Genomic DNA, 26,742 nt, shown 5'->3' on the forward strand with positions numbered 1-26,742 from the left:
ACCGGACTTACCTTGAAGGCTGGCTTCACAATGGATGCCTCCGTCCCCCTCAACGCTGTGGTCGCCTTCGTCCACGTGGCCGAGCACGCCAGCTTTACCCGCGCCGCCGATGCCTTGGGCGTGTCGACTTCGGCGCTGTCGCAGAGCGTGCGCGCGCTGGAAGCGCGGATGGGCGTGCGCCTGCTGCAGCGGACCACACGGCGGGTCAGCCTGACCGAACACGGCGCGCGTTTCCTGCAGCGCGTGCGCGGCGGCCTGGACCAGATCGACCAGGCCTTTGCCGAACTGGACAGCGCGCGTTCGGTGCCTGCCGGGCGGCTGCGGGTGACCCTGCCGCGCATCGTCGCCGATCGCATGGTCCTGCCGCGGCTGCCCGATTTCCTTGCGCGCTACCCGCAGGTGCAGGTGGAACTCTGCGTCGACCCCGCGCTGACCGATCTGGTGGCCGAGGGCTTCGACGCCGGCATCCGCCTGGGCGAATCACTCGCGCAGGGCATGATCGCGGTGCCGGTCGGGCCACCCGAGCGGCAGGTGGTGGTGGCCACGCCGGCCTATTTCGAACGCCATGGCGTGCCGCAGACCCCGCATGACCTGCATGGCCACGCCTGCATCGTGCACCGCCTGGCCAATGGCCGGCTGATGCCCTGGGAGTTCAGCCGCGAAGGCCACGACCTGGACGTGGAAGTAAGCGGGCGGCTGGTGTTCAACGATGCCGGCGTCGCCCATCACGCCGTGCGGGCGGGGCTGGGCATGGCCCAGGGCTTCGCTTCGCTGATGGCCGACGACATCGCCGCTGGGCGACTGCAGAGCGTGCTGCAGGACTGGCAGCCGCCGTTCCCCGGCTTCCACCTGTACTACCCCGCGCGCGAGCAGATGGCGCCCAAGCTGCGGGTGTTCATCGACCACCTGCGCGCGGAGATGCACGACCGGTAGATGCCAACCTTGGTTGGCATGCTTCAATCGACCACGCGCGCCGCTACGCCTCCCGGCCAATGGCAGCCATCCTCGTGCCACGCCTCGACGTCCTCGTTGAACTCGGTACGTCGCCCGTCGTGGGCGCGCTCGTAGCTGAAACCGTAGACGTGCGCGCCCTGGGTGCTCAGGTAGTAGCGCCCATTGAGGCGGCCACCGATGCGTTCTTCCCAGACGCTGTCGAACTGGTACGGGCGGTCTTCGGCCAGCACCGTCGTTTCCTGCGACACCTGTTGCACCTGCAGGCGGCCGCGCTGCCCGGTGTACTGCACGTCGGCGCTGCCATCGTCCAGCCAGCGCCACAGCAGGTGGATGCCGTCGTTGCGGCCCCCGGTGAGGCAGCGATGGTCCTGCGCGCTGGCCGCTGCGGTGTCGGCCAGCAGACCGATGAACCCCACCAGCAGCAGCCACCGGATCATCCGTTCAGCCCCAACCGGATGCCGAACCCCACCAGGAACAGGCCGGCCACGCGGCGCAGCGCATCGCTGATGCGCGGGTGCTGGATCAACCGGCGACGGGCCAGGTTGCCCACGCCGATCAGCATCGAGCAGTAGGCGATGCTGACCACCAGGATGATGCCGGCCAGTGCCGCGAAGGTCGCGATGCCCTGGTGTGCCTTCGGGTCGATGAACAGCGGCAGGAAGGCCATGTAGAACAGGATCGCCTTCGGATTGAGCAGGCTGACCAGGATCGCCTGCTGGAAGTAGCGGCCCGGCTGCATGCGGATCGGGCCGGCGTCATCACCCTCGTGCTTCGGCGTGCGCAGCAGGCTGATCCCCACCCACACCAGGTAGGCCGCACCCAGGTACTGCACGGCGTGGAACACCAGCGGATTGGCTTTGAGCAGCGCCGCCACGCCGGCCAGCGCCAGCCACATCAGGATCTGGTCACCGACCAGCAGGCCGGCCAGCGCCGTGTAGCCACCTCTCACGCCACCTCGGCCGGTGGCGGTCAGCAGGGTGAAGGTGCCGGGGCCGGGCAGGGCGAGAAACACCAGCACAGCGACCAGAAACGTCCACAGGTCCTGGATGCCCATCCACGGCATGGCGGCGTTCTCTTGTTACGGGGGGCCGCCATTGTCGGTCAGCGCCGGGATTGGCGACAGGGGGGCGTTGGACCCACCAGGCATGCCAGACAGCAGCGGTTGCAGGTGCTGGCGCAGCTGCGCATGCAGTTGCCGTACCGCTGGCGAGAACTGCTTGCGGTGCGGGCATACCAGCTGCAGCGGGATGCTGCTGCCAACACCGTCCAGCAGCAGCTGCAGGCGGCCGGCCAGCACGTCCTCGCGCAGGTCCAGCCAGGACTTGTAGGTGATGCCTTCGCCGGCCACCGCCCAGCGCCGCACCACGTCGGCGTCGTCGCAGACCAGCGGACCGCGCACCGGAATCACGCTGCGGCGCCCGTCAACCTCGAACGACCAGCGATCGTAGGCGCGGCCACTGAGCTGGTAGACCAGGCAGTCGTGCTCACGCAGCTCGTCCAGGCGGGTGGGCGTGCCGCGCCGCTGCAGATAGTCGGGCGAGGCCGCGAGCACGCGCCGATTGCCTTCCAGCAGGGGCAGGGCGACGTAGTTGGCGTCGTCGAAGTGGCCGATGCGGATGGCCACGTCGACCGGGTCGCGGAACACATCGGCCACCTCGTCGGACAAGCGCAGGTGCAGGCGCAGCCGCGGGTGCGCGGCGCGGAAGGCGCTCAGCCAGGGCAGCAGCAGGTTGCGGCCGAGATCCGAGGGCGCCGACAGCTGCAGGGTGCCGTGCAGCTCGGTGTCCTCGCCCTGCACGCGCGCCTGGCCCTCGCGCAGGGTGGCCAGCACCTCCTGCGCATATGGCAGGTACAGTGCGCCCTCGCCGGTCAGGCGCAGGCTGCGGGTGGTACGCACGAACAGGCGCAGGTCCAGCTCGCGTTCCAGCCGCGCCACCGCCGCAGCGACCTGCCCCGGCAGCAGATCGGCCTCGCGCGCCGCCTGCGAGAAGCTGCCCAGCGCGGCAGTGCGGACGAACAGCTGCAGATCGTCGAAGCGGATCATCTTCATTGCCAGAGTGAAAGTGCTGCCCGATTCTGCGCCTTTCTGCGGGAGCGCGCGCGGCGCAACCTGTCGCCTCCTTCCCCACTGGACCGCTGCCATGCGCGCCATTGCCTACACCCAAGCCGGCCTGCCGATCGATGATGCCCAGGCCCTGATCGACATCGAACTGGAGCTGCCGCAGCCCGGCCCGCGTGACCTGCGCGTGGCGGTGCGCGCGGTGGCGGTGAACCCGGTCGACACCAAGGTCCGCCGTGGCGTGGCCACCGACGGCCCGCGCGTGCTGGGCTGGGACGCGGTCGGCATCGTCGACGCAGTGGGCAGCGAGGTAACCCTGTTCCAGCCCGGCGATGCGGTCTACTACGCCGGCGTGATCGACCGCCCGGGCAGCAATGCCGAATACCAGCTGGTGGACGAGCGCAGCGTCGGCCGCAAGCCGGCCAGCCTCGATGATGCCGCTGCCGCAGCGTTGCCGCTGACCGCGATCACCGCCTGGGAGCTGCTGTTCGACCGTCTGCGTATCCCCGAGGGCGGCGGTGAAGGCCAGACCCTGCTGGTGATCGGCGCTGCCGGTGGTGTCGGTTCGATCCTGGTGCAGCTGGCGCGGAAGCTGACCAAGCTGACCGTGATCGGCACCGCCTCGCGTCCGGATACCCAGGACTGGACGTACGCAATGGGCGCACACCACGTGATCGACCACAGCCTGCCGCTGGCCGAGGGACTGGCACGGCTGGGCATCAGCGAGGTGCAGCACGTGGCCAGCCTGACCCACTCCGACCAGCACTACGCGCAGATCGTGGAGCTGCTGGCGCCGCAGGGCCAGTTCGGCCTGATCGATGACCCGGGCCAGGTGGATGTGATGGCGCTCAAGCGCAAGGCGCTGTCACTGCACTGGGAATCGATGTTCACCCGGCCGCTGTACCGCACCGCCGACATGCAGCGCCAGCACGATCTGTTGAACCGGGTGGCCGAGCTGATCGACACGGGCGTGCTGCAGACCACGCTGGGCGAGCACTTCGGGCGCATCGATGCGGCCAACCTGCGCCGTGCCCATGCGCTGCTGGAGAGCCATCGCGCCAAGGGCAAGATCGTGCTGCAAGGCTGGTAAGGCTCCTGTAGAGCCGAGCCCACGCTCGGCTGCCGTTCGAGCGTGGGCGGCAGCCGAGCATGGGCCCGGCTCTACGGAGCTTCATCCACGCATGGCATGGATCAGCCGTGTCGACCCAGGTCGACACCTACCAACAGCTGCGGGAACCACGGCTCACGCCACGCCGTTGTCGACGTGTTCGGCGAAACCGGGCTGCTCTCGCAGGCGCTCGAACCATGCGGCGACGTGGGGCAGCGCGGGCTTGCTGCCCGGCGTGCTGCGCCAGCGTTGGGTCGACAGCCCCAGCACGACATCAGCCAGGGTGAAGGTGTTGCCCACCACGTAGCCGTCGGTGGTGGCCAGCTGTGCATCAAGCATGCCCATCAATCGGTTCCACTGCGCCAGGCTGGCCTCCGCACGGGCGTCATCCGGGTAGTCCGGATGCTGGCGCACGCGCGCCATGAACACGTGCCGCCAGGCGCTGTTGAGGTCGCTGGCCTGCCAGTCCATCCACTGCTCGACCCGGGCCCGGTCCTTTGCTGCACGTGGCAGCAGGTCCTCGCGGTCGGCGCGTGCCGCCAGGTAGCGGCAGATGCTGTTGGATTCCCACAGCACGAAGTCGCCATCGCGCAGCACCGGCACCTGCCGGTTGGGGTTCAGCGTGGCCAGCAGGTCCGGCGAGGGGGCCGGTTCGTGCTGCAGGGGCAGATCCAACCCCGCGCACAGCCACAGCACCTTGCGCACATTGATGGAGGTGGGCTTTCCGTACAGAGCGAGCATGGTCCTGACGCAGCAGCTGAGACTCGGCCAGCCTACACTTGCCCCATGCAAACCGAATATCTGCTCATCGGCGGTCTTCTATTGGCCGTGCTCATCCTGCAGCTGGTCGCCCTGCTGCGCCGCCCGCCGCACGACCGCCTGGAGCAGGCGGTGCGTGAGGAGGCGCGCGCCGGGCGCAGCGAACTGCGCGAACAGCTCGATGGCTTCGCCCGCGCGCTGACCGATCTGTCCACCCGCACCGACCAGCGCCTGGACCTGCTGCGCGAAGCGCTGGGCGAAGATGCCCGCAAGGCGCGCGCCGAAGCGGCCGAGAGCCAGCAGCGGGGCGCGGCGTTGATGGGACAGCGGCTGCAGGAACTGCGCGGCCAGCTGGAGACCTTCGGCCAGCAGCAGGAAGCGCGCATCCATGCGTTTGGCCAGCAGCTGCAGGAGCTCACCGGGCGTACCGATACCCAGCTCGGCGCGCTGCGCCAGACCCTGGTGGACGATGCACGCAAGGGCCGCGAGGAGGGCGCGCAGTCGCAGCAGCGCCTGACCGAAAGCCTTGGCCTGCGCCTGCAGGAACTGACGCAGCGCAACGAGCAGCGCATCGCCGAGATGCGCACGACGCTGGAAGAACAGCTGCGCGCGCTGCAGAACGACAACGCGCAGAAGCTGGAGCAGATGCGCCACACCGTGGACGAGAAGCTGCAGTCCACGCTGGAAACGCGGCTGGGTAATTCCTTCAAGCTGGTCTCCGAGCGCCTGGAGCAGGTGCAGCGTGGCCTCGGCGAAATGCAGCAGCTGGCCACCGGCGTCGGCGACCTCAAGCGCGTGCTGACCAACGTCAAGAACCGTGGCAGCTGGGGTGAAGTACAGCTGGAGAACATCCTCGAGCAGACGCTCACCCAGGAGCAGTACGCGCGTGCGGTGAAGGTGCGCCCGGATAGTGGCGAGATGGTCGATATCGCCGTGCGCCTGCCGGGCCGCAGCAGCGATGACACGCCGGTGTGGCTGCCGATCGACTCCAAGTTCCCGCGCGAGGACTACGAGCGCCTGCTGGACGCGCAGGAACAGGGAGACGCCGAGGGTGTGCGCCTGCAGGGCATCCAGCTGGAGCGCGCGGTGCGCGTGCAGGCCAAGTCGATCTGCGACAAGTACATCGCGCCGCCGCACACCACCGACTTCGCGGTGATGTTCCTGCCCACCGAAGGCCTGTACGCCGAAGTGATCCGGCGCCCGGGCCTGGTCGACCTGTTGCAGCGCGAGCACCGCGTGGTGGTGGCCGGCCCGACCACGGTCACCGCGCTGCTCAACAGCCTGCAGATGGGCTTCCGCACGCTGGCCATCGAGCAACGTTCCAGCGAGGTGTGGAGCCTGCTGGGTGCGGTGAAGAGCGAGTTCGGCAAGTTCGCCGGCATCCTCGAAAAGGCCGAGAAGCAGATCACCACGGTGGGTCGCAGCATCGGCGAGGCCAGCCGCAAGACCCGCACCATCGAACGGCGCCTGCGTGGCGTGGAGTCGCTGGCGTCCGAACAGGCGCAGTCGCTGCTCGGCGATCTGGCCGAGGGTGATGCGGCCGCCGAGGACGAGGGCAGTGAAGGCGACGGCGACGAGGCCTGAGCCACGCTGACACGCCGCCTGCATCGCCGATGCGTATGCTGGCGGCCTGTCCGCTTCGATCAGGTATCGTCATGCGCCTGCGCCTCTGCTCCAGCCTCGTCCTGACTGCGCTGCTTGCCGCCTGCAGCAGCGCACCACCGGCTGCCGATACGGCGGCCGCACCTGCTGCAGCCACCAGCCCTGAAGCAGCCGAGGCCTACCGCGAAGCGCGCGACGTCGACTGCCAGGCCGCTGGCGGCACCCTGCAGCGGCTGGGCCGGCTGCAGCGCGAACAGTGCGTGATTCCTTACGCCGACGCCGGCAAGGCCTGCAGCCGCAAGAGCGACTGCACGGGCCAGTGCCTGGCCGGCGGCGAGGTGACTGTCGGCAGCGTCGCCACCGGGACCTGCCAGCGCGATGTGCGCCAGAACTTCGGCTGCCGCCAGCGCATTGATGAGGGCAAGGCGCAGGGCACGATCTGCGTGGATTGAATCCTGCCTGTAGAGCCGAGCCCACGCTCGGCGGCTGTGGTGGGCTCGGCTCTACAACAGCGCGCGCGGCGCTATGCTGGTGGGCCATTCCCCGCTGTTGCCGGAGCCCCCACGTGAGCACCCCGATCCAGGACATTTCCCTCACCACCATCGACGGCCAGCCGTCCTCGCTTGCCGACTACCAGGGCAAGGTGCTGCTGCTGGTCAACGTTGCCTCCAAGTGCGGCCTGACCCCGCAGTACGAAGGCCTGCAGGCGCTGTATGCGGAAAAGCACGCGCAGGGCCTGGAAGTGCTGGGCTTCCCCGCCAACAACTTCCTCGGCCAGGAGCCGGGCAGCGAGGCGGAGATCCAGCAGTTCTGCCAGCTCACCTACGACGTCAGCTTCCCGATGTTCTCCAAGATCAGCGTGGCCGGTGATGACACCCACCCGCTGTACCAGCAGCTGACCGCCGCCCAGCCGCAGTCGATCGGCGAAGGCCCGCTGCGTGAGCGCCTGGCGAGCAAGGAGATTCCGATCCACGCAGCACCGGCGGTGCTGTGGAACTTCGAGAAGTTCCTGGTTGGCCGCGACGGCAAGGTCATCGCGCGCTTCGCCCCGGACGTGGCTGCCGATGACGCGCGCCTGCGCGAAGCCATCGAGGCCGCGCTGGCGGCCTGAGGAAAGCGTGCCAACCAGGGTTGGCACCTACCGGAAAAGAAAAACCCCGCCGAGGCGGGGTTTTCTCATGCACGGGCTGCAGCGATCAGTTGCTCCAGTTCGGCATCGGCATGGCATCGACCGGGATCGGCGAATTGGCATCGTCGTGGCCGCGGTCGCGCTTGCTGCGCAGATCGTTCTCGATCTGGTAGTTGCGGCGCTGCATCCACGCATCGCGTACCAGCGAGTACTCGTCCACGGCGGTGTCACGCAGGTTGTCGATCGCCAGCAGCTGCGCGCGGGTATCGACCAGCTGCAGGCCCTGCAGGCCGATGCGGATCTTGTCCTCTTCGATACGGCGGATCGGCGACAGCGGAATGTCACCGGCCAGGCCGAACACATCGCGCACGGTACGCGGGCCGAAGAACGGCAGTTCCACGTAGCGCGAACGCCGCCAGCCCCAGGCACCCAGGGTCTGGCCGAAGTCCTCATTGCGACGCGGCACCATCGCCTTGCTGGCCGGATCGAACAGGCCGCCGATACCCAGCGTGCTGTTCATCAGGAAGCGGCCGAGGCTGTCCCACGCATCGGCACCGCGGCCCTGCAGCAGCTGGTTGGTGATGGTCACCGGTGCGCGCAGGTTGCTGAAGAAGTTGCTGACGCCGGTGCGGGCGAAGCGCGGCACCACGTGGGTGTAGGCGGTGGCCAGCGGGCGCGCGATGCCGCGGTCAACCGCGTTGTTGAAGGTGTGCACCTTGCGGTTGAACGGTTCCCACGGATCGTAGGCCGCCGCGCTGCCGGTGTTGCCGGCACCACCATAGAGGGCATCGAAGTCGTCATCACCACCGGGGGCGGTTGCCGCTGCGGCCCTGGCCGCATCGGTGTCGGCGCTGCGGGCCGGTGCGGATGGTGGCGTGGCCGGTGCAGGTGCGGCAACCACGGCTGCGGCCGGCGCGGTATCGACCGTAGCGGCATCGGCGGTGGGGGCGGAGGCCTCGGCGATGGTACTGGCCGGGACCACGGTGCTGGCCGCCGGCGCATCGCTGCGTGCGGGCTTGCCGGCGCAGGCGGTCAGGGCGGTGGCCAGGACGATCAGGGGAAAAGTGCGTACGACGTTCATGTCAGCTCGCAGCAGAAGTAGCGTTGAAATCCAGGTCGGGCGACAGCCGGTAGGCTGCGCTCAGCTCGTTGTAGCCGGCCGGTGCGCCGGAGATCGCCAGTGGGTGGCCGGCGTTGCGCGCACGTGCGGCCAGTTCGGCCAGCAGCGCCAGGCCGGCGCTGTCCACGCGTTCGACCTCACCCAGCTCCAGCCGTGACAGCTTCGCCGGCAGGGCCTGCAGCTGCGGCCACAGCGCGATCACCGCGGCACGGTCGAGCACCCCGCGCAGGCGCAGGGTGTCGCCTTCCAGAAGCGCCAGTGCGTTACTTGCCATTGCCCGCGGGCCCGGCCTGCATGCTGCCGCTGTGCAGTTCGTTGGCCACCTGCTTGATGCCCTTCTGGCGCAGCGGGGTATCGAACTGGTTGCGGAAGGTCTGCACGTAGGAAATGCCTTCGATGTTGACGTCGAAGATCTTCCACTGGCCATTCACGTTGCGCATCCAGTACTCGACCGGGGTCGGCTCGTTGCCGGCGCGCACCAGTTCGGTGCTCACGCGCACGCCACGATTGCCCGGCAGCGGGCTTTCACCCTTCAGGCGGAAGCTCGGCTTGCCCTGGATGTTGAGCAGGGTCGAGCCGTAGCGCTGCATCAGGCTGTCGGCCATGGCATCGGCAAACAGCTTGATGTCGGCGTCGGAGGCACCGCGGGCGTGCGGGCCCAGCACCAGGCGCGCGGCGTAGTCGCGGTCGAAGGTGCGGGTCAGCTCGCTGTCGATGTAGCTGCGCAGGCTGGCCGGGTTGCTGGTGAACTCGCTCTTGCGCTGCTGCAGCGTGGACAGGATGCGGCTGCTGGCATCGATCACCACCTTGCCGGCCTGGCTCTGCGTCGCTGCAGCGGCAGGCGCGGCGGCAGGCGCGGCGGCCTGGGCCTGGGCCAGGAACGGGGTAGCCGCCAGCAGCGCCGAGGCGAGCAGGGCCGGGATCAGTTTCATCTTCATGGTTGCGGTTCCGTTGCAGGCGCCTGCGCGCCATCGTTGGGCTTCTGAGCAGCGCCGCCACCGGCGCCGCCACTGAACATGTACTTGCCGACCAGCTGGATCAGGTCCACCGCCGGCTGGGTGAAGACGATCTCGTCGCCGGCCTTCAGCACGTCCGGATCACCGCCCGGCTGCAGACCGATATAGCTCTCGCCGAGCAAACCACTGGTGAAGATGCCGGCCGAGGTGTCTGCCGGCAGGTCCTTGACCTTGCTGTCCATGCGCAGGGTCACGATCGATTCGAACTTCACCGGGTCCAGGTCGATCGAGGCGACCTGGCCAACGGTGACGCCGCCGATCTTCACCGGCGCCTGCTTGCGCAGCTGGCCGACCTGGGAGAAGCGCGCCTTCAGGTCATAGCCTTCACTGCCCCAGCTCCAGCGCTGGTTGGTGGAGGCCACGGCCAGCACCATCAGCGAGGCCAGGGCCAGCAGCAGGAATGCGCCGACAGAGAATTCAAGTCTGGGACCGCGGATGGCCATGTGGATTACCTGATCGAGTCGTGGTGGCCGCGCGCGCCTGCGCACCGCCGGTGGAGGGGTTAGGTGAACAACATTGCCGACAGCACGAAGTTGAACATCAGCACCAGCAGCGAAGCGTTGACCACTGCACGGGTGGTCGCCACCGAGGTGCCCTCGATGGTCGGCTCGGCATGGAAACCAACGTAGGCGGCGACCAGCGCGGCAGTGCCGCCAAAGATCGCCGACTTCAGCATTGCCACGCCGAAGTCGTCCCAGAAATCCACGCTGTTGCGCAGCGCTGACCAGAACACGCCGTTGTCCAGGCCCAGCACATGCACCGCTTCGAAGTAGCTGGCGCTGATCGCCAGCGAACAGAAGATGCCGGTCAGCAACGGCACGGTCAGCACCGCCGCCCAGAAGCGCGGCGCCACCGCCTTGGCCACCGGGTCGATCGCCATCAGCTCCAGCGCCTTGATCTGGTCGGTGGCACGCATCAGGCCCAGTTCGGCGGCGATCGAGCTGCCGGCGCGGCCGATGAACAGCAGCGCGGTCAGCACCGGTGCCAGCTCACGGTACAGTGACAGGCCGAGCAGGGTCGACAGCGCGTCGGCCGCGCCGAAGGTGGTCAGCGTGCGGTAGCCCTGCAGGGTCAGCACCAGGCCGACGAAGGCACCGCCGACGGCGATGATCGGCAGCGAGCGCGCGCCGATCTTGTAGATCTCGCGGGTCAGCTCGGCCAGGAAATCACGCGTGGGCAGCGAACCGCGCAGCACGGTCAGCGAGAACAGGCCGGCGCGGCCCAGCGAGCGGGTGGCTTGGACGAACGGCATCAGGCAACCCTCGCGCGTGGCGCGGCATCGAACGGAATCGGGCCATCCGGCTGGCCGTGCAGGAACTGCCGCAGCAGCGGGTCCTGGCTGGACTGCAGTGCCTCGGGCGTGCCCTGGAACACGATGCCGCCATTGGCGATCGCGATCACCTGGTCGCAGATCGGCAGGGTCTCGTGCACGTGGTGGCTGACGATGATGCTGGTCAGGCCCAGGCTGTGGTTGAGGCGCTGGATCAGGCTCATGATCACCCCCGAGGCGATCGGGTCCAGCCCGGTCAGCGGCTCGTCGTAGATCATCAGCGGCGGGTCCAGCGCCAGTGCACGGGCCAGCGCCACACGGCGCGCCATGCCACCGGACAGCTCGCGCGGCCAGGCATCGGCGGCGGCCAGCAGGCCCACTGCATGCAGCTTCATCTGCACCAGCCGGCGCAGCACGGCGGTCGGCAGGCGGGTGTGCGTGCGCAGCGGCAGGGCGACGTTCTCGGCCACGGTGAGGTCGGTCAGCAGGCCGTTGCCCTGCAGCAGCACGCCCACGCTCTTGCGCATTTCCAGCAGCGCGCCGCTGTCATGCGGGATCGGCTTGCCGAACAGGGTGACCTCGCCGGCGACCGGGCGCAGTTCGCCGGTCAGCGCCGCCAGCAGGGTCGACTTGCCGCTGCCGGACGGACCGAGCACCGCGGTGATGCTGCCCTTGGGCACCTGCAGCGACACGTCGCGCAGGATCGTGCGTCCGCTCCGGTCGATGCGGACGTTGGATAACTGCACCAGACTGGAGGTGGAAGCCGACATGGGCACCATTAACGTTTTTTAGACATCGAAGGATCGGGCCCGTCGGCTGAACATAAGCAGACTGGACGGTCCAGTATTGTTGCACGGCAAGGCCTCGCGCAGGCCGGGACAATCACCCGGCAGCCCGGAACAATCCGTACCGGCGATGGGCTGACCATTGAATACTGCCTGCCGTCCTGCACACTGTGCATGATGAGTGACCCAGGCAGCGATTTCCGCCTCTACCATTCCAACTCCCTGGACGTGCTGGCCGCGCTGCTGGCGCGCAACGTGCGTGCGCCGGTACCGGGCCAGCCGCTGCTGGCGCCGGAAGTGGTGCTGATCCCGCAGGTGGCGATGCGGCGTTGGCTGCAGGCGACACTGGCGGCCGAGTTCGGTGTCGCCGCCAACCTCGAGTTCCTGACCCCGGGTGAGTTCGTGGCGCGCGCGCTGAAGGCCAACGTCAGCGGGGAGCAGGATGATCTGGACGCCGCCGGCCTGCACTGGAAGCTGTACCAGGCGCTGCGCGACCCGGCGTTGCTGGCGCAGCCACCGATGCGCGCGCTGCAGTCCTATCTTGCCGGCGATGACGCATTGAAACCGTGGGCGCTCGCCGGCGAGCTGGCCTCGGTGTTCGAGAAGTACCAGGCCTGGCGGCGTGACTGGCTGCTGCGCTGGGCGGCCGGCGCCGATCCGGCCGATCCGCAGGCGATCCTGTGGCGCACCATCACCCAAGGCCACGACTATCGCGCACGGCGCATCCAGGAGTACCTGGACCGCTTCGAGGGTGCTGGCCAGCCGCTGCCGCAGGGCTTGCCGCCGCGCATGTCCGCGTTCGCAACGCTCAACATCTCGCCCGACGTGCTGCGGGTGATGGCCACCCAGGCCCGGGTGGGCGAGCTGCACTTCTACATGCCTACCCCGGTGCAGTCGTACTGGGGCGACCTGCAGACACTGGCCGAGCGCCTGCGCAGCGGCGCGCCCGATCCCTTCGGTGAAGCGGCCGGCGAGAACCGCCTGCTGGAAGCCTGGGGTGCGGCCGGGCGCGACTTCATGGCGGTGCTGGGCAGTTACGAGGTAGTGCATCCGGCCGGCGAGATCGCCGCCTATTCCGATCCGGAGGAGGACACCCGGCCGACCCTGGACGAAGGCGGCCTGTCCGACAGCCTGCTGCATCGCCTGCAGCGCGATCTGTTCCACCGCCGCGCACTGCCCTCGGGCGAGCTGCGCGACGGCCTGCGCAGTGATGACCCCAGCCTGCAGGTGCACGCCTGCCATACCCGGCTGCGCGAGCTGCAGGTGCTGCACGACCAGCTGCGCAGCCTGCTGCAGGATCCGCGCTTCGACCCGCCGCTGCAGGCGCGCGAGATCGCGGTGCTTGCACCGGACATCGATCCCTATGTGCCGTACCTGGAAGCAGTGTTCGGCGGTCGCGGCGGCGAGGAGGAGCACATTCCGTATGCGCTGGCCGACAGCAGTCCACTGGCGGGCGAGCCGCTGGCCGATGTGTTCGTGCATCTGCTGGGCCTGCCGGTCTCGCGCTTTGGCTTGAACGAAGTGCTGGACCTGCTGGCCAGCGCGCCGCTGGCCGAGGCGGCCGGGCTGGAAGCGGTGGACTTCGATCGCCTGCATGGCTGGCTGCAGCAGGCCGGTGCACGCTGGGGCCTGGATGCGAAGCACCGCAACCAGCACCAGGCACCGGCCGACGACGCCTACACCTGGCAGTTCGCGCTGGATCGCCTGGTACTCGGCCATGCCACCGGCAGTGAGGCTGACCTGGCCGGTGTGGCGCCGTGGATCGAACTGGAAGGCGGCGCGCTGGACGCGCTGGACCGGCTGCTGCGCCTGTTGCGCGTGCTGGCGATCTATCAGCGTCGCCTCGGCGAGCTGCTGACCCCGGCGCAGTGGCGGCAGCGCCTGCTGTCGCTGCTGGATGCACTGCTGCCCACCGCGCCCAGCTCGCCCAACAGCCAGCGCGCGCTGGAGCGCCTGCGCAAGCTGCTCAACCAGTTCGCCGACGATGCCGCCAAGGCCGGTTTCGAAGACGGCGTGCCGCCGGAGGTGGTGCGTTCGCACTTCGCCGGCGTACTGGGCGAGGCCGATACGCGCGCGCCGCTGCTGACCGGTGGCATCAGTTTCGGCCGCATGGTGCCGATGCGCCTGCTGCCGTTCCGGGTGATCTGCGTGCTCGGGCTCAACGATGGTGATTTCCCGCGCCGCGACCCGGCCGCTGGTCTCAACCAGCTCACCGCCGAGCTGGACACGCCGCGCCGCCGTCCGGGTGACCGCTCTACCCGGGAAGACGACCGCTTCCTGTTCCTGCAGCTGTTCGCGGCCGCGCAGGAGGTGTTCTATCTCAGCTATCTCGGCGCCGATCCGCGCGATGGCAGCGTGCGCGAGCCGTCGGTACTGGTCAGCGAACTGATCGATGCCGCCGCCGCGTATCACCTCGATCCGCCTGCGGCGGTCCGCGACTTCACCGTGCGTCATGCCTTGCAGCCGTTCTCGCCAGCCGCGTTCGGCGATGGTGATCCACGCCGTTTCAGTTATCGCCGCCAGTGGCATCCGGCCGCCGGTCGCCTCACCGGCCAGCGCGGTGGCCTGCAGCCGTGGTTCGATGCACCGTTGCCGCCGCCGCTCGACGATGCAGTGGAAGAGGAGGTCGCGCTCGATACCCTGCGCCGCTTCCTGTGCGACCCGGCCGGGCAGTTCCTCGCACAGTCGCTGGGCCTGCGTCTGGCCGACGATGTCGACGAGGTTGATGACCTGGAACCGCTGGTGCTGTCCTCGCGCGGGCCGGAAAAGCGCAGCGTGCAGGCGGCGGTGGTGCGCGCCACGCTCAGCGGCGATACCGAGCCGTTGTACCCGCGGCTGCGCGCGCGTGGCCTGCTGCCCTCGGGGCCATTGGGCGAGCGCCAGTTCGAGGTGGAGCAGTTGAAGACGCGCCCGTATGCCAGCGCGCTGCTGGGCTGGATGCAGGGCGAACCACTGGAAAGCCGCCGCTACGAAGTGGACATCGACGGCGTGCGCCTGCATGGCCGCGTCGCCGATCGGCATCCCGAAGGGCTGGTGCGCCTGCGTGCCGGCACGCTCAATGGCAATGCAGTGATCCGCCAGGGCCTGGACTGGCTGCTGGCCAACGCCGCTGGCGACGCGCTGCCACTTGTGCAGTTCCACGATGGTGGCGATGCCGGTCCCGGCCCGCACGTCGTACCGGCGCTGAGGGTTCCCGCTGCACGCGCGGCGCTGCGTGCGTTGCTGCAGCTGCGTCAGCGTGGCCTGCGTGAGCCGCTGCGCTTTGCCCCGTACACTGGCTGGGTGCTGTACAACGCGCCGACAGAAAAACAGCGCAGCGAAGGCTGGAAGCAGTGGCACGGCAGCGACCGCACCTGGGGTGAATCCAGCAGCGACGCCTGGCAGCTGCTGCTGCGCGGTGCCGATCCGTTCGCCACCGATGCCAGCTATGCCGACCTGCTGCGTAACAGCCAGGTGGTCTTCAGCGCGGTGCGCGAAGGCCGCACTCTCGGCGCCGAAGCACGCCAGGAGGGCAACGCATGAGCACCGCCATCGCCGAAGACGGCATCGAATCCCTCAGCCGTGATCCCTACCTGACCCTGCCGCTGGACGGCATCCGCCTCATCGAAGCCAGCGCCGGCACCGGCAAGACCTTCACCCTGGCCACGCTGTTCACCCGCCTGGTGGTGGAGCAGGGCCTGCGCATCGGCCAGATCCTGGCAGTGACCTTCACCGACGCCGCTACCCAGGAACTGCGCAAGCGCATCCGCGAGCGCCTGGCGCTGGCCGCACGCCTGGTCGATCTGGAACCGGCCGAGGGCGAAGCGCCGGACGTGCGCCTCACCCGCGCGGTGCTGCAGCGTCATCTGCACGAGGGCAGCGAAAGCGCCGCCGCATTGAAACGCCGTCTGCAGGTGGCGGCCGACGAGATCGATCTGGCGTCCATCTTCACCATCCACGGCTTCTGCACCCGCGTGCTGCGCGAGCATGCGCTGGAGAGCGGCCATACCTTCGATCCGCCGGAACTGCTGGCCAGTGACCGCGAGCTGCTGGAGGAGCTGGCGGCCGACCTGTGGCGGGTGCACGCCAACGACCCGGCCACGCTGGAGCCGCTGACCTGGCTGTGGTCCAACCCGGACGCGCTGGCCGCCGATCTGCGCGCGTTGCTGGGCACGCCACCGCTGCATCCGCTGCCACAGCCGGTGACACTGGCCGATCCACACCCGGCATTGCAGAGCGCGGCAGAAGCACTGTCCGCAAGCGTGCGCGAGCATGGCGAGCAGTTCTTCATCGACCTCTGCGATGCGGTCGACAACAAGTGGCTCAACGGTGTGTCCTACAAGTTGGGTTGGCTGCATCCGCTGGGCCGGCAGCTGCTGGCTTGGGCAGGGCGCGCCGACCCGCGCGAGCTGCTGATCAGCGAACGCCTGCCGGCGCTGCTGCCGGAGGCGTTGGCCGCCAAGACCAACAAGAAGTTCGCCGAGCGCACGCCGTCATCCGCTTTGCAGGCGCCGTTGGCGCGCTATGTCGCGTTGCTGGCCGAACGCGATGCCTGGTTGCGCGCCACCGCGCTGGATTTCCTGCACGCGCTTCGCGCCGACGCCACGCAGCGGCTGCAGGCGCTGAAGCGCACGCGCCGGGTGCAGACCTACGACGATCTGATCGATGGCGTAGCGCTCGCCCTCGAAGGCCCGCAGCGACTGACGCTGGTCAGGCAGCTGCGCGCGCAGTACCGCATCGCGCTGGTTGATGAGTTCCAGGATACCGACGATCGCCAGTGGGGCATCTTCCACACCGTGTTCGGCGATTCGCCGGAGGTGCGCGAGCTGGGCTTGGCACCGGCGTTGTTCCTGATCGGCGACCCCAAGCAGGCGATCTACGGTTTCCGCGGCGGTGATATCCACACTTACCTGAAGGCCAAGCAGGTGGCGCAGCAGGCGCCGGTGCTGGACCAGAACTTCCGCTCGCGACCCGCTGTGCTGCGCGCGCTGCAGGCGCTGTACGACAACGCTGGCGAAGACGCCTTCCTCGAACGCGACATCCAGTTCGAGCCGGTGCGGCCCGGTGGCGTGCGCAGCGATGCGGACTACCAGCGCGACGGCCATGCCGCCGCGGCGCTCACCTTGCGCGTGCTGCGTAATGGCGGTGACAAGGCGATGAGTGCCGACGCCTCGCGTGACGCGGCCACCCAGGCCTGCGTGGCCGCCATCCACCAGATCCTGGTCGAGGCGCGTGCGGGCAATGCCGTGTTGCGCGGACGCCCGGTGCAGCCCGGTGATATCGCGGTGCTGGTGCGCTCGCATCGCGAGGCCACCCTGGTACAGCGCGCGCTGGCCGCGGTCGGCATTCCGGCAGTGGCAGCCGGCAAGCAGAGCCTGTTTTCCACTGCTGAAGCGCGCGATCTGCGTGCGCTGCTGCTGGCACTGCTGCAACCGGCTGACGAAGGCCGCCTGCGCGCAGCGCTGGCCACGGTACTGCTCGGCCAGCGCGCAAGTGCGATTGCGGCGATGGAACGCGAGGGTGACCTGCAACGCGGGTTCCAGGCGCAGCTGCTGCACTGGCGCGAGCGCTGGCAGCGCGGCGGTCCGTTCGCGGTGATCGCCGATGTCTGTGCCGCGCAGGGCGAGCGCCTGCTGGCGCTGATCGATGGCGAGCGCCGCCTGACCAATTACCTGCAGCTGGGTGAACTGCTGCAGGAAGCCTCGGCGCAGGCGCTGGGCATGCATGGCCTGCTGGATTGGCTGCAGGGACAGATGGCCAGCGCCGACCAGGATGACGAGCAGCAGCTGCTGCGCCTGGAATCGGATGCGCGCCGCGTGCAGATCATCACGCTGCACAAGAGCAAGGGCCTGGAGTATCCGCTGGTCTTCCTGCCCTTTGTCGGCATCGACGGCGGCGCACCGAACACCGCCTCGCACTGCACCGTGCACGTCGGCGGCGAGCGCCAGCTGCACTGGAAGCTGGATAAGGACGAGGCCTGGGAAGCGGCCAGCAGCCAGCGTGAGCGCGAGCAGCGTGCCGAGGATGCGCGCCTGCTGTATGTGGGACTGACCCGCGCCGAGCATGCGCTGTGGATCGCCGTGGGTGATCTGGCCGGGCTCGGCAAGACACGTCTGGCGCCGCTGCTGGGTGACCTGCAGGCGCTGCGCGCGCACGCCGATGTGCACATCGATGACAGTGAGATACCGGCCGCGCTGCCGCAGCTGGCGGCCGAAGTGGAGGGTGAGCTTCCGGCGGTGCGTGCACTGACCCGGCGCGTGCCGCATGACTGGTGGGTTTACAGCTTTACCCAGCTGGCCCATGCCGATGCTGGCGCCGGCGACGATATTGAAGCGGCCGCCACCGAGCTGCCAGCACCGGCGGCCGACGAACCGGCTGGCCCGGAACTGCCGCTGGAACCGGCCCTGCCGGAACCCACCGCGGCCGCCGAGGACAGCGCACCGCTCGATCCGCGCTTCATGGGCAGTCGCTTCGGCAACGTGCTGCATGAGGCCATGGAGAACGTCGACTTCGCTGCATGGGCGGATTGGCAACCGGGAATGGAAGCGCCCGAGGGGCAGGCCGAGGTGCTGCGCAAGGCGCTGCACGACGAAGGCTATGCCGATGTCGATCTGGACGACGGCGTCGCCGTGCTGGTGCCGTTGGTTGGCCACACGCTGACCGTACCGCTGCCCGAAGGCGGCGCCCTGTACAGCCTGGCCGAAGGCGAGCGCCGCGCGGAAATCGACTTCCATTTCGCCATCGAACCGACCACGGTGCCGGCGCTGCTGCAAGTCCTTCATGCGCACGGCGTTTCCAGTGGTCGTCGAGGCTTCGGCCAGCGTCGCCGCCTGGAAGGGCTGATGACCGGCATGATCGACCTGACCTACGTGCGCGACGGGCGCTGGTACGTGCTCGACTACAAGTCCAACCGCCTGCCCGGCTACAGCCCGGACCTGCTGGCCATTGCCATGCGGCACAGCGAGTACGACCTGCAGGCGCTGATCTACACCGTGGCCCTGCATCGCTGGCTGCGTTTCCGCCTGGGCGCGGCCTACGACTACGAGCGCGACATGGGCGGCATCCGCTACCTGTTCTGCCGCGGCCTGGATGCTGCCGGCAATGGCGTGCATGTGGATCGTTTCCCGTTGGCGTTGGTAGATGCGCTCGACGCGCTGTTCGCCGGTGGCGAGCAGGCCCAGGCCGAACTGGCCGCACGTGCCCGTGGAGCCAGCGCATGAGCCTGCTGAAGGAGCTGCACCAGAAGGGCCTGCTGCGCACCCTTGACCATGCCTTGGCGACCAGCCTGAAGCGGTTGCGCGACGACACGCCGGACAGCGTGGCGCTGGCGGCGGCGCTGGCCTCGCTGGCGGTGTCGCAGGGCCATGCCGGTTTCGATCCGGCGCAGCCGCAGCGCCTGCTGGAAGGCGTTCCGGAATGGCCGGATGCGCAGGACTGGCTTGCCCAGCTGCGTGCATCGCCGTGGGTGGCCACGCCGGACCAGGCTGAGGCCATCGCCGAGGATGCGCCGCTGGTGCTGGAAAACGGGCTGGTCTACCTGCGCCGCTACCGCGAATACGAGCGTCAGTTGGCGGCCGGGCTGCAGCGCATCGGCCGGCATCCGCTGCCGGCGCCGGACATGACGGCGTTGGCGCCGTTGTTCGCGCAGCTGTTCCCGCAGGCATTGAACAGTGAAGATCACCAGGCACGCGCAGCCGGCGTGACCCTGCGCCATCCGCTGGCCCTGGTCACCGGCGGCCCCGGCACCGGCAAGACCACCACCATCGCGCGCCTGTTGCTGCTGCTGGCGGCGCAGGCCCTGCACGCTGGCCAGCCGCTGCCCGAGGTGGCGTTGGCCGCGCCCACCGGTCGCGCAGCCGAGCGCATGGCCGAGAGCCTGCGCGTAGCCGTGCAACGCCTGCAGGAACAAGGACTGGACCCGACGTTGTGCAAGGCATTGCCCAGTACCGGTACCACCCTGCATCGCCTGCTCGGCGTGATTCCCGATTCGCCACGATTCCGACACCATGCTGACAACCCATTGCCGGTGGACGTGGTGGTGGTCGACGAAGCGTCGATGATCGATCTGCCGATGATGGCCAAACTGGTCGACGCGATCGCCAGCGGCACCCGGCTGATCCTGCTCGGCGATCCCGACCAGCTGCCGTCGGTCGAAGCTGGCGACGTGCTCAGCGCGATCCTGCGCGCCAGCGGCGATGGCATCGGCACCCGTGCTGACGACGCGCAGGCACTGCATGGTCTGCTGGCGCCGGCCACCTTGCAGCCGCCGGCGGCACCACGCGCCTTTGCTGGCCGCCGCGTGCAGCTGCAGCGCGGTTACCGTCAGAGTGATGCGCTGGACCTGGCGCCGCTGGCGCATGCCGTGCGCGAAGGCGACAGCAGCACCGCATTGCAGCTGCTGCGTGGCGGTTCACTGGCTGGCGTGCATTTCCATGAAGGCGAAGCCGATCCATTGCGTGGCCAACGCGAGCATCTGCTCGGCCACTGGCGCGCGCTGGCCGAGGCCGCTGATCCGGTAAGTGCCCTGCAGCAGGCCGGGCGCCTGCGCGTGCTGACCGCATTGCGCGAAGGCCCGCAGGGCGCGCGCGGGCTCAACAGCCGCATCGAACAGCTGCTGGCAGGCAACACCCCGGGCTACTTCCAGGGCCGCCTGCTGCTGGTCACCGAGAACAGCTACCGGCACCGCCTGTTCAACGGCGATATCGGCATCTGCCTGCGCGATGGCAGCGGCGCGATGGTGGCCTGGTTCCCCGGCGATACCGTCGAGCAGCCACGCGCCTTCCACCCGGCCGCGTTGCCTGCGCACGAAAGCGCCTTCGCGATGACCGTGCACAAGGCACAGGGCTCGGAGTTCGACGAAGTGTGGCTGCAGCTGCCACGCCAGGACAGCCGCGTGCTGTCACGCGAGCTGGTCTACACCGGCCTGACCCGCGCCCGCCAGGTCCTGCATGTGGCCGGCAGCGCAGAGGTGCTGCAGGCCGCGTTGAAGCGGCATGCCAGCCGATTGGGTGGTCTGGCCTGGCGGTTGGGTGCGGAAGAGGTGGCCGAAGCACCGGCACCCATCGAGCAACCCACGGTGCAGGGCCAGTTGTTCTGAACCGGGGTCGGATCCCGTTCCCACCGGGAACGGGCTCTGACCCCATCGCCCGAGACACGCCCGTTCCGGGTCGGAGCCCTCCCTTCGGGAGGGATCCGACCCTGCGTCATTCCGCGATCAGCACCAGGCCATCGGGGAACACGATCGCCGCTTCATCGGCGCTCACATCGAAGAACCCCACGCCGTACTTCTCGGCCAGGTCCTGCACGCGCCCATGCGCGCGCTCAGCCACCGAATATGCGAACGCACCGTAGATCACCTGCTGCCCGATGCTGTAATCGGTTACCTCGGCACGGTCGTCATCGTCGTTGCTCAACGGCCCGTTCAACGGCGGGAAGTCCTGCGCCATCTCCGCGAACCAGGCCTGCAGCGCCGGGCTGCTGACCGCCGGGTTGTCGTACTCGTGGCGCTCGTTCCACTGCGTCTGCTTTTCGAACCAGGCGATGAACGCCGCCGCCTCACGCGGGGCGGCGCTGGCCTCGAACACCATCATGTCGTAACTCATTGAACCGTCCTGTTGCAGTGCCGGGGTCTGTGGGCACACAGGGTAGCGCGCTACGTCTGCGTCCCCGTGTCCATTGCCAGCCCCGGCGCCAACGCTTTTGCCTCCGGGAACAACGCGAAGCGCAGTCCGATCAGGCCCATCAGCGCCTCGTCGCGGGCCTTGCAGGCGCCCACGCTGCCAACCCGGCCCAGCGAGGTATCCAGCCGCTCGCGCAGCGCCTCAGCCGCCACCATCGGCTTGCGCGCGGCAATCTGCCGGCGGTAGTGCGCGGCGATTTCCTCGAGGATGTGCTCGACCGCCTCGCGGCTGCGCTCGGGCAGTTCCAGACGGGCGCGGCGCAGCTGCAGGATGTTCAGGCCGATGCGCGCCTCATTGAGCATGTCCACCGAAGCGATGTCACTGCCCTCGGGCGTCGCCGCCAGGCGCGGTGCGAGCAGGCCCAGCAGGTCGAGCATGCGCGCGGCGAAGCGCTGGCGGTCCTGCTGGCCACGTCCTTCGGCGGCTTCGGCCAGTGTGGTCCAGCCCTGCCGCACCAGCCGGCGCGCGGTCCATTCGGCACCCACCGAACGGAACAGGCGGGTCATCACCACCGCAAAGCCAATGCCGATGAACATTGCGATGGACGAGTTGAGGAAGGTCTGGATGTTGGCGCTGTAGGTGTTCTGCAGGCTCAGCAGCGCAGCCAGGTTCACTGTCAGCGGCAGCGCGAACAACGCGCTCTTGGGGTGGTGCAGCATCAGCCCCAGGGGCAGGAACGCCACCGCCAGCACCAGTGCCAGCAGGCCAAAGTCGTGCACGGCCGGGAACACGCCGAACAGGTACACGCCGGCCACCACCGAGGCGACCATCGCCCACACCAGGAACGACACCATGCTCGGTGCCGGATCGTCCTGTGCGGCGAAGAACGCGGCGGTCACCGCGGCCATCATCGCGCCGTTGCCGCCGCCTTCCCATCCCAGCGCGATCCACAGCACGCAGTAGCTCATCAGCGCCACGCCGGCACTGAGCGCGGAGAACAGCGCCATGCCGTAGTCGACGTGCTTGTCGGCGGCCACCCGTTCGGTGCGGATGCGGTAGTGCGCGCGGTCCAGCGGCGCGGTGCCGTGGTCGATGGCATGCTGCAGGGTGCGGCAGTCCTGCCACAGGTCCACCAGTTCTTCCAGGCGCAGCAGCAGGCTGGCCAGCTGCAGGTGCTGCAGGTCGCGGTCCACCTGCGGCTTCAGCGCACTGATGCGCGCGCGCAGGCGGGCGTACTCGCTGGCATTGGTCGGCCCGTCGAGCCAGTCGTGGATGGCGTCGATCAGCTCCGGCAGGCCTTCCGGCAACGCCTGGCCATCGCTGCGCAACGCACTCAGGCGGTCGGCGATCGAGGACAGCACCGGCAACAGCAGCAGCATGCGCTCGCGCAGGCGCTCCATCGACACCGCCGACCCTGCATGGCGTGGATCATCGCGGCGCAGGAATTCGATCAGCGCCTCGAACTGCACCAGATCGGCGGCCAACCGGTTGCGCGGCGCGTGTGCACGGCCACGTTCCAGGATCTGCCGGCACCACTGCGCGGCGTCCTCCATCCAGTTGCCGATGCGGGCGCGCAGCATCGGGCGCACCGAGGCCGGGAACAGCAGCGAGGCGAACAGCACCGCCACCACCGTGCCGAGGATGATCTCCTCGCTGCGCGCCACCACCGTGTCGAAGATGGTTTCCGGCGAGGTCACTGCGGGGAAGCCGATGAAGGCGGTGGTGTAGCCGGCCAGCAGGAACGCGTAGCCGCGCGGCCCGCGGTTGAGCAGGGCCATGAACAGGCAGCCGGCCAGCCAGATCGACATCGCCGCGCTCAGGACCAGCGGCGTTTCCACCAGTGCCGGCAGCACCAGCAGGGTGGCCAGGCCGGCCACCAGGGTGCCGACGATGCGGTACACGCCCTTGGCACGGGTCGGGCCCAGCAGCGGCTGGCTGACGATGTACACCGTGCCCATCGCCCAGTACGGGCGCGACAGGTTGCCGGCCATGGCGATGTACAGCGCGGCCACCGCGGCCAGGTAGGTCTTGATCGAGAACAGCCAGGCCTGGCGGTCGGTCAGCGCGTTCATGGCTTACTTCGCTGCGGTCGAGGCGTTGGGCGCGGCGGCGCTGGCCTGCCAGCCACCACCCAATACCAGGAACAGGTGGATCTGGTCGCGCGAGACCTGCGCTTCGGCAGCGGCCAGGGTGGCATCGCTGGTGGCCAGGCTGCGGTCGGCATCCAGGCTGGACAGGTACGGCGTGCGGCCACCCTGGTACAGCCGGCGGTTCTGCTCGGCAGCCAGTGCGGCCTGTTCCTGCGCGATGCGCAGCGACTGCAGCCGGCGCAGGTCCTGCGCATAGCGGTCCAGCGCGGTCTGGGTCTCGCGCAGCGCCTGCAGGACCGTGTGGTCGAACTCGGCCAGCGCCGCGTCGGCACCGGCTTCGGCGGCGTGGATGCGCGCGTGCGTGCCCGACGACGGCAACGTCCACGAGATCAGCGGGCCGATCGACCATTGCTGGGTCATCGGCGTGCCGAAGTCTTCCAGCAGGCCGGCGGCACCCACCGAGGCACCCAGGCGGATGTCCGGATACAGCTCGGCGGTGGCCACGCCAATGCGCGCGGTGGCCGAGGCCAGCTTGCGTTCGGCCTGGCGCACGTCCGGGCGGCGCTGCAGCAGCGCGCGGCCATCACCGACCGGCAGCGGCTGCGCCAGGCCGGGCGCGTGTGCACAGTCGATCACGCCAGCCGGCAGCTGGCCCGGGGTCTGCCCGAGCAGGGCGGCCAGCGAATAGGCGGCCGCCGAGCGCTGCGCATGCAGCGGCGGCAGTGCAGCTTCCAGCAGCGCCACCTGGGCATTGGCGCGGGCCAGCTCCGGCGGCGTGCCACGGCCAGCCGCGATCAGGCGCTCGGTAACGGTGCGGCTGCGCTGTTGCAGCTGCAGCGAATGCTCGGCCACGTGCAGTTCGTGGTTGGCATGGCAGATTTCCAGGTAGCTGTCGGCCACCTGGGCGACCACACTGACCTGGGCCAGATCGCGTGCCGCCGCCACCGACTGCTCGTCGGCACGCGCCGCTTCGGCGCCGCGCTTGAGCTTGCCGAACAGGTCGAACTGGTAGCTGACCGCGAACTTGCCATCGGCCAGGTTGATCACCGGCAGCTCGTGCTCCTGCAGGAACGATTCGGCCGACAGCTGCGCGCGGCTGACGCCGGCCTCGGCCTCGTACTCGAAGCCGCCGGCGTCCAGCGCCTGTTCGTACACGGCGGCCGCACGTCGCAGGTGCGCATCGGCGGCCTTCAGTTCCACGTTGTCACGCAGCGCCTGGGTGATCAGGCCGTCCAGCACCGGGTCGTTGTACAGCGACCACCAGCGGTCGGGCAGCGCCTGGTTGGCGGCCACCTGCGGGTTCTGCGTATCGATGAAGGCCGCATTGGCCTCCGGGCGCTTGAACGCCGAGCCTTCCGGCAGCGCGTAGTCCGGGCCGACGGTCCTGCACGCGGCCAGGCTGGCCAGCGCGACGATCAGGCCGAGACGGGGCAGGGTGGCGTTCACAGGCCCGCCTGCGTCGGCGCGGTGCCGACCTTGTCTGCATGCTTGGTGCTGTTGGTCTGTACGGTCACCGTGGCGGTACGGCCGGCAATCAGCTCAACGCCCTTTGGCACTTCGTCGATGGCGATGCGCACCGGAATGCGCTGCGCCAGCCGCACCCAGTCGAAGGCCGGGGTCACGTTCGGCAGCAGGGTGCTGCCGTTGCTGCGGTAGCGATCCTCGATGCCGGCGGCGATGCTCTCGACATGGCCGCGCAGCGGCGCCGATTCGCCCATCAGGCGGATGTCCACGCGCTGCCCCGCGGCCACGCCGCGCAGGCGGGTTTCCTCGAAGTAGCCGTCGATGCGGAACGAGCCGGTGTCCAGCAGCGCCAGCACCGGCTTGCCGGCCACCACGTAGTCGCCCACGCGCATGGTGCGGTCGTTGACCCGGCCATCGGCCGGTGCGCGCACCTCGGTGCGGCCCAGGTTGAGCTCGGCCAGGTCGACCGCCGCCTGTGCGGTGCCCAGCGCAGCCTGTGCAGCCTGCAGCTTGGCGCGGCGCACTTCGGCATCCTCGGCGGCGACCAGATCCTGCAGGCTGCGGTCGCGACCGATCTCGCGGCGCAGCTGGGCGACCGAGGCCTGGCGCTCGGCCAGACTGGCCTTGGCCTGTTCCAGCGCGATGCGGTACCGCGCGCGGTCGACCACGAACAGCACGTCGCCCTTCTTCACCGCCTGGTTGTCGGCCACCTGCACCGTTTCCACCAGCCCGGACACGTCCGGCGCTACCTGCACCACGTCGGCGCCGACATGGGCATCGCGGGTCCACGGCTCATCCATGTAATAGACCCACAGCTGGCGCAGCACCAGCAGGGCGATGATCACGGCTGCGCTGGTGAGCAGCACCGGCAGGGTCTTCTTCACGATCTTGTTCACGATTGCATCCAACGCAGGAGGTGGAACAGCAGGCCCAGCACGATCCCGTACAGCGCCAGGTTGAACAGTGGCGGGTGCCATATATGGCGATAGGCACCGGCACGCTGCAGCAGCGCGTGCAGACCGCTGTTGACCAGGTAGGCCAACAACATCAACCCGAGCAGGGTCGGGACGAACACACCGTGGAGACTGAATTCACCGGGCATCGGTAGGGGGCGGGGGCGAGTGGGGGAGGGGAGGAACAACAGAACAACGGCAACGGGCAAAAGCCGCTGGCGTGTGCACGGCAGCGGCGGTGTTCGGGGGCAGCGCTCTTACGTGATGCGGTCGGCGGCCTCGGCCAGCAGGCGCCATGCCTTCAGCACGGCGTGCAGTTCATCCATGGAAAGCTCGCCGAACACGTCCTGGCGCAGGCCGATCAACTGGTCTTCCAGCTCGCTGACCAGCGCGTGGCCCGCGTCGGTCAGCCACAGCAGGTTGGCGCGGCGGTCGCTGGCGTCGCTTTCGCGGCGGACCAGGTCGCTGGCGCACAGCTTGTCCAGCAGGCGCACCAGGGAAGGCCCCTCCATGCCCAGCTGCTGGGCCAGCGCCACCTGGCGGATGCCACCGCCGGAGCGGCCGATCATCAGCAGCGGCATGGTGCAGGCGGTGGAGATGCCGTAGCTGCCGAGCCGGCTGTCGGCAAGGCGCTGCCACTGCCGCCCTGCGTACAGCAGGCCGGAGCTGAGCTGCATCTGCAGCACGGTGCGCTCGTCGAGGGGTCGGTCCATAAGAGATAGATAGGATACTACTAATTTCATTCCTATCAATGGTTTTTGCTGAATGGGTGGGTGGGTTGAGGAAAGCGTTGCGCCTGCCTGGTGCCGGGTGGGGCGGCGGGGGCCGGACGGG

General features: G+C 69.0%; 23 protein-coding genes and 1 pseudogene. 8 read left to right on the top strand and 16 right to left on the bottom strand.

Annotated elements, in window-relative coordinates; genetic code table 11:
• Positions 1-30: 30 nt before the first annotated feature.
• Complete coding sequence (locus tag N5D20_RS11870) at positions 31-933, top strand: LysR family transcriptional regulator (protein ID WP_049436099.1); 903 nt, start codon at positions 31-33, stop codon at positions 931-933.
• Positions 934-956: 23 nt separating this feature from the next.
• Here N5D20_RS11870 and N5D20_RS11875 read toward each other — a convergent pair whose 3' ends face one another.
• Genes N5D20_RS11875 through N5D20_RS11885 form a run of 3 tightly spaced genes read right to left on the bottom strand, consistent with a single transcriptional unit; the run spans position 957 to position 3,004 of the window.
• Complete coding sequence (locus N5D20_RS11875; protein WP_197579261.1) at positions 957-1,391, bottom strand: hypothetical protein; 435 nt, start codon at positions 1,389-1,391, stop codon at positions 957-959.
• Complete coding sequence (gene leuE, locus N5D20_RS11880; RefSeq protein WP_043397672.1) at positions 1,388-2,017, bottom strand: leucine efflux protein LeuE; 630 nt, start codon at positions 2,015-2,017, stop codon at positions 1,388-1,390. The genes N5D20_RS11875 and leuE overlap by 4 nt, the downstream gene beginning before the upstream one ends.
• Before the next feature lie 15 nt (positions 2,018-2,032).
• Positions 2,033-3,004, bottom strand: a complete 972-nt coding sequence (locus tag N5D20_RS11885) for a LysR family transcriptional regulator (protein ID WP_049436095.1) — start codon at positions 3,002-3,004, stop codon at positions 2,033-2,035.
• A gap of 91 nt (positions 3,005-3,095) precedes the next feature.
• Here N5D20_RS11885 and N5D20_RS11890 point away from each other — a divergent pair, with 91 nt between their 5' ends.
• Entirely contained in the window at positions 3,096-4,103 is a 1,008-nt protein-coding gene (locus tag N5D20_RS11890) for a zinc-binding alcohol dehydrogenase family protein (RefSeq protein WP_049436092.1), read from the top strand.
• A gap of 153 nt (positions 4,104-4,256) precedes the next feature.
• Here N5D20_RS11890 and N5D20_RS11895 read toward each other — a convergent pair whose 3' ends face one another.
• Complete coding sequence (locus N5D20_RS11895; protein ID WP_197579260.1) at positions 4,257-4,862, bottom strand: glutathione S-transferase N-terminal domain-containing protein; 606 nt, start codon at positions 4,860-4,862, stop codon at positions 4,257-4,259.
• Positions 4,863-4,907: 45 nt separating this feature from the next.
• Here N5D20_RS11895 and rmuC point away from each other — a divergent pair, with 45 nt between their 5' ends.
• The 3 genes from rmuC to N5D20_RS11910 all read left to right on the top strand — a co-directional run bounded on the left by rmuC (position 4,908) and on the right by N5D20_RS11910 (position 7,593).
• Entirely contained in the window at positions 4,908-6,464 is a 1,557-nt protein-coding gene (gene rmuC, locus N5D20_RS11900; RefSeq protein ID WP_029380156.1) for a DNA recombination protein RmuC, read from the top strand.
• 71 nt (positions 6,465-6,535) lie between these two features.
• Positions 6,536-6,934, top strand: coding sequence for a hypothetical protein (locus N5D20_RS11905; protein WP_197579259.1), 399 nt, complete (start codon positions 6,536-6,538; stop codon positions 6,932-6,934).
• Positions 6,935-7,047: 113 nt separating this feature from the next.
• The gene (locus N5D20_RS11910) at positions 7,048-7,593 is read left to right on the top strand and encodes a glutathione peroxidase (RefSeq protein ID WP_010487473.1); all 546 of its coding nucleotides are present in this window, start codon (positions 7,048-7,050) and stop codon (positions 7,591-7,593) included.
• Between the two features lie 85 nt (positions 7,594-7,678).
• Here the strand turns inward: N5D20_RS11910 and N5D20_RS11915 are convergent, their stop codons facing one another.
• The 6 genes and pseudogenes from N5D20_RS11915 to N5D20_RS11940 form a co-directional block, all read right to left on the bottom strand.
• Positions 7,679-8,692: a VacJ family lipoprotein gene (locus N5D20_RS11915; RefSeq protein WP_197579258.1), complete on the bottom strand. Its 1,014-nt coding sequence runs from the start codon at positions 8,690-8,692 to the stop codon at positions 7,679-7,681.
• A gap of 1 nt (position 8,693) precedes the next feature.
• Complete coding sequence (locus tag N5D20_RS11920) at positions 8,694-9,005, bottom strand: STAS domain-containing protein (RefSeq protein ID WP_019337965.1); 312 nt, start codon at positions 9,003-9,005, stop codon at positions 8,694-8,696.
• Positions 8,995-9,669: an ABC transporter substrate-binding protein gene (locus tag N5D20_RS11925; RefSeq protein ID WP_197579257.1), complete on the bottom strand. Its 675-nt coding sequence runs from the start codon at positions 9,667-9,669 to the stop codon at positions 8,995-8,997. Before N5D20_RS11925 ends, N5D20_RS11920 begins: the two co-directional genes overlap by 11 nt.
• 56 nt (positions 9,670-9,725) lie before the next feature.
• Positions 9,726-10,190: pseudogene (gene mlaD, locus N5D20_RS11930) on the bottom strand (outer membrane lipid asymmetry maintenance protein MlaD); the annotation flags it as partial.
• Positions 10,191-10,249: 59 nt separating this feature from the next.
• The gene (locus tag N5D20_RS11935; protein WP_005414955.1) at positions 10,250-10,999 is read right to left on the bottom strand and encodes an MlaE family lipid ABC transporter permease subunit; all 750 of its coding nucleotides are present in this window, start codon (positions 10,997-10,999) and stop codon (positions 10,250-10,252) included.
• Positions 10,999-11,787, bottom strand: a complete 789-nt coding sequence (locus N5D20_RS11940) for an ATP-binding cassette domain-containing protein (protein ID WP_010487485.1) — start codon at positions 11,785-11,787, stop codon at positions 10,999-11,001. The genes N5D20_RS11935 and N5D20_RS11940 overlap by 1 nt, the downstream gene beginning before the upstream one ends.
• A 189-nt stretch (positions 11,788-11,976) precedes the next feature.
• Between N5D20_RS11940 and recC the strand changes: the two genes are divergently transcribed.
• From recC to recD, 3 genes are read left to right on the top strand one after another with little or no spacing between them, the layout of a single operon-like run.
• Entirely contained in the window at positions 11,977-15,324 is a 3,348-nt protein-coding gene (gene recC, locus N5D20_RS11945; RefSeq protein ID WP_197579256.1) for an exodeoxyribonuclease V subunit gamma, read from the top strand.
• Positions 15,321-19,001 carry an exodeoxyribonuclease V subunit beta gene (gene recB / locus N5D20_RS11950; protein ID WP_197579255.1) on the top strand — a complete coding sequence of 1,227 codons (3,681 nt, stop codon included), beginning with the start codon at positions 15,321-15,323 and terminating at the stop codon, positions 18,999-19,001. Before recC ends, recB begins: the two co-directional genes overlap by 4 nt.
• A complete protein-coding gene (gene recD / locus N5D20_RS11955; RefSeq protein WP_197579254.1) occupies positions 18,998-20,878 on the top strand; it encodes an exodeoxyribonuclease V subunit alpha in 1,881 nt (626 codons plus the stop codon). Before recB ends, recD begins: the two co-directional genes overlap by 4 nt.
• A gap of 106 nt (positions 20,879-20,984) precedes the next feature.
• Here the strand turns inward: recD and N5D20_RS11960 are convergent, their stop codons facing one another.
• The 6 genes from N5D20_RS11960 to N5D20_RS11985 form a co-directional block, all read right to left on the bottom strand.
• Positions 20,985-21,383: a hypothetical protein gene (locus N5D20_RS11960; RefSeq protein ID WP_197579253.1), complete on the bottom strand. Its 399-nt coding sequence runs from the start codon at positions 21,381-21,383 to the stop codon at positions 20,985-20,987.
• A gap of 50 nt (positions 21,384-21,433) precedes the next feature.
• Positions 21,434-23,473, bottom strand: a complete 2,040-nt coding sequence (locus N5D20_RS11965; RefSeq protein WP_197579252.1) for an FUSC family protein — start codon at positions 23,471-23,473, stop codon at positions 21,434-21,436.
• Positions 23,474-23,476: 3 nt separating this feature from the next.
• Complete coding sequence (locus N5D20_RS11970) at positions 23,477-24,937, bottom strand: efflux transporter outer membrane subunit (RefSeq protein WP_197579251.1); 1,461 nt, start codon at positions 24,935-24,937, stop codon at positions 23,477-23,479.
• Positions 24,934-25,851, bottom strand: a complete 918-nt coding sequence (locus N5D20_RS11975; RefSeq protein ID WP_197579250.1) for an efflux RND transporter periplasmic adaptor subunit — start codon at positions 25,849-25,851, stop codon at positions 24,934-24,936. The genes N5D20_RS11970 and N5D20_RS11975 overlap by 4 nt, the downstream gene beginning before the upstream one ends.
• Positions 25,848-26,057, bottom strand: coding sequence for a DUF1656 domain-containing protein (locus N5D20_RS11980; RefSeq protein WP_005411696.1), 210 nt, complete (start codon positions 26,055-26,057; stop codon positions 25,848-25,850). Before N5D20_RS11980 ends, N5D20_RS11975 begins: the two co-directional genes overlap by 4 nt.
• A gap of 108 nt (positions 26,058-26,165) precedes the next feature.
• A complete protein-coding gene (locus N5D20_RS11985; RefSeq protein ID WP_012481667.1) occupies positions 26,166-26,621 on the bottom strand; it encodes a MarR family transcriptional regulator in 456 nt (151 codons plus the stop codon).
• Positions 26,622-26,742 lie beyond the last annotated feature (121 nt).

Origin of the sequence: Stenotrophomonas sp. GD03877, from assembly GCF_029840555.1 — a bacterium.
In the GTDB taxonomy this organism is placed as follows: Bacteria; Pseudomonadota; Gammaproteobacteria; order Xanthomonadales; family Xanthomonadaceae; genus Stenotrophomonas; species Stenotrophomonas geniculata.

Bases quoted from the DNA above. Each gene is read 5' to 3' on its own strand.
- N5D20_RS11875 (WP_197579261.1), bottom strand. From the start codon at position 1,391: ATGATCCGGTGGCTGCTGCTGGTGGGGTTCATCGGTCTGCTGGCCGAC.
- N5D20_RS11895 (WP_197579260.1), bottom strand. From the start codon at position 4,862: ATGCTCGCTCTGTACGGAAAGCCCACCTCCATCAATGTGCGCAAGGTG.
- N5D20_RS11985 (WP_012481667.1), bottom strand. From the start codon at position 26,621: ATGGACCGACCCCTCGACGAGCGCACCGTGCTGCAGATGCAGCTCAGC.
- N5D20_RS11890 (WP_049436092.1), top strand. From the start codon at position 3,096: ATGCGCGCCATTGCCTACACCCAAGCCGGCCTGCCGATCGATGATGCC.
- N5D20_RS11980 (WP_005411696.1), bottom strand. From the start codon at position 26,057: ATGCCCGGTGAATTCAGTCTCCACGGTGTGTTCGTCCCGACCCTGCTC.
- N5D20_RS11915 (WP_197579258.1), bottom strand. From the start codon at position 8,692: ATGAACGTCGTACGCACTTTTCCCCTGATCGTCCTGGCCACCGCCCTG.
- leuE (WP_043397672.1), bottom strand. From the start codon at position 2,017: ATGCCGTGGATGGGCATCCAGGACCTGTGGACGTTTCTGGTCGCTGTG.
- rmuC (WP_029380156.1), top strand. From the start codon at position 4,908: ATGCAAACCGAATATCTGCTCATCGGCGGTCTTCTATTGGCCGTGCTC.
- N5D20_RS11885 (WP_049436095.1), bottom strand. From the start codon at position 3,004: ATGAAGATGATCCGCTTCGACGATCTGCAGCTGTTCGTCCGCACTGCC.
- recB (WP_197579255.1), top strand. From the start codon at position 15,321: ATGAGCACCGCCATCGCCGAAGACGGCATCGAATCCCTCAGCCGTGAT.
- N5D20_RS11925 (WP_197579257.1), bottom strand. From the start codon at position 9,669: ATGAAGATGAAACTGATCCCGGCCCTGCTCGCCTCGGCGCTGCTGGCG.
- N5D20_RS11940 (WP_010487485.1), bottom strand. From the start codon at position 11,787: ATGTCGGCTTCCACCTCCAGTCTGGTGCAGTTATCCAACGTCCGCATC.
- N5D20_RS11905 (WP_197579259.1), top strand. From the start codon at position 6,536: ATGCGCCTGCGCCTCTGCTCCAGCCTCGTCCTGACTGCGCTGCTTGCC.
- N5D20_RS11935 (WP_005414955.1), bottom strand. From the start codon at position 10,999: ATGCCGTTCGTCCAAGCCACCCGCTCGCTGGGCCGCGCCGGCCTGTTC.
- recC (WP_197579256.1), top strand. From the start codon at position 11,977: ATGATGAGTGACCCAGGCAGCGATTTCCGCCTCTACCATTCCAACTCC.
- N5D20_RS11920 (WP_019337965.1), bottom strand. From the start codon at position 9,005: ATGGCAAGTAACGCACTGGCGCTTCTGGAAGGCGACACCCTGCGCCTG.
- N5D20_RS11965 (WP_197579252.1), bottom strand. From the start codon at position 23,473: ATGAACGCGCTGACCGACCGCCAGGCCTGGCTGTTCTCGATCAAGACC.
- recD (WP_197579254.1), top strand. From the start codon at position 18,998: ATGAGCCTGCTGAAGGAGCTGCACCAGAAGGGCCTGCTGCGCACCCTT.
- N5D20_RS11870 (WP_049436099.1), top strand. From the start codon at position 31: ATGGATGCCTCCGTCCCCCTCAACGCTGTGGTCGCCTTCGTCCACGTG.
- N5D20_RS11960 (WP_197579253.1), bottom strand. From the start codon at position 21,383: ATGAGTTACGACATGATGGTGTTCGAGGCCAGCGCCGCCCCGCGTGAG.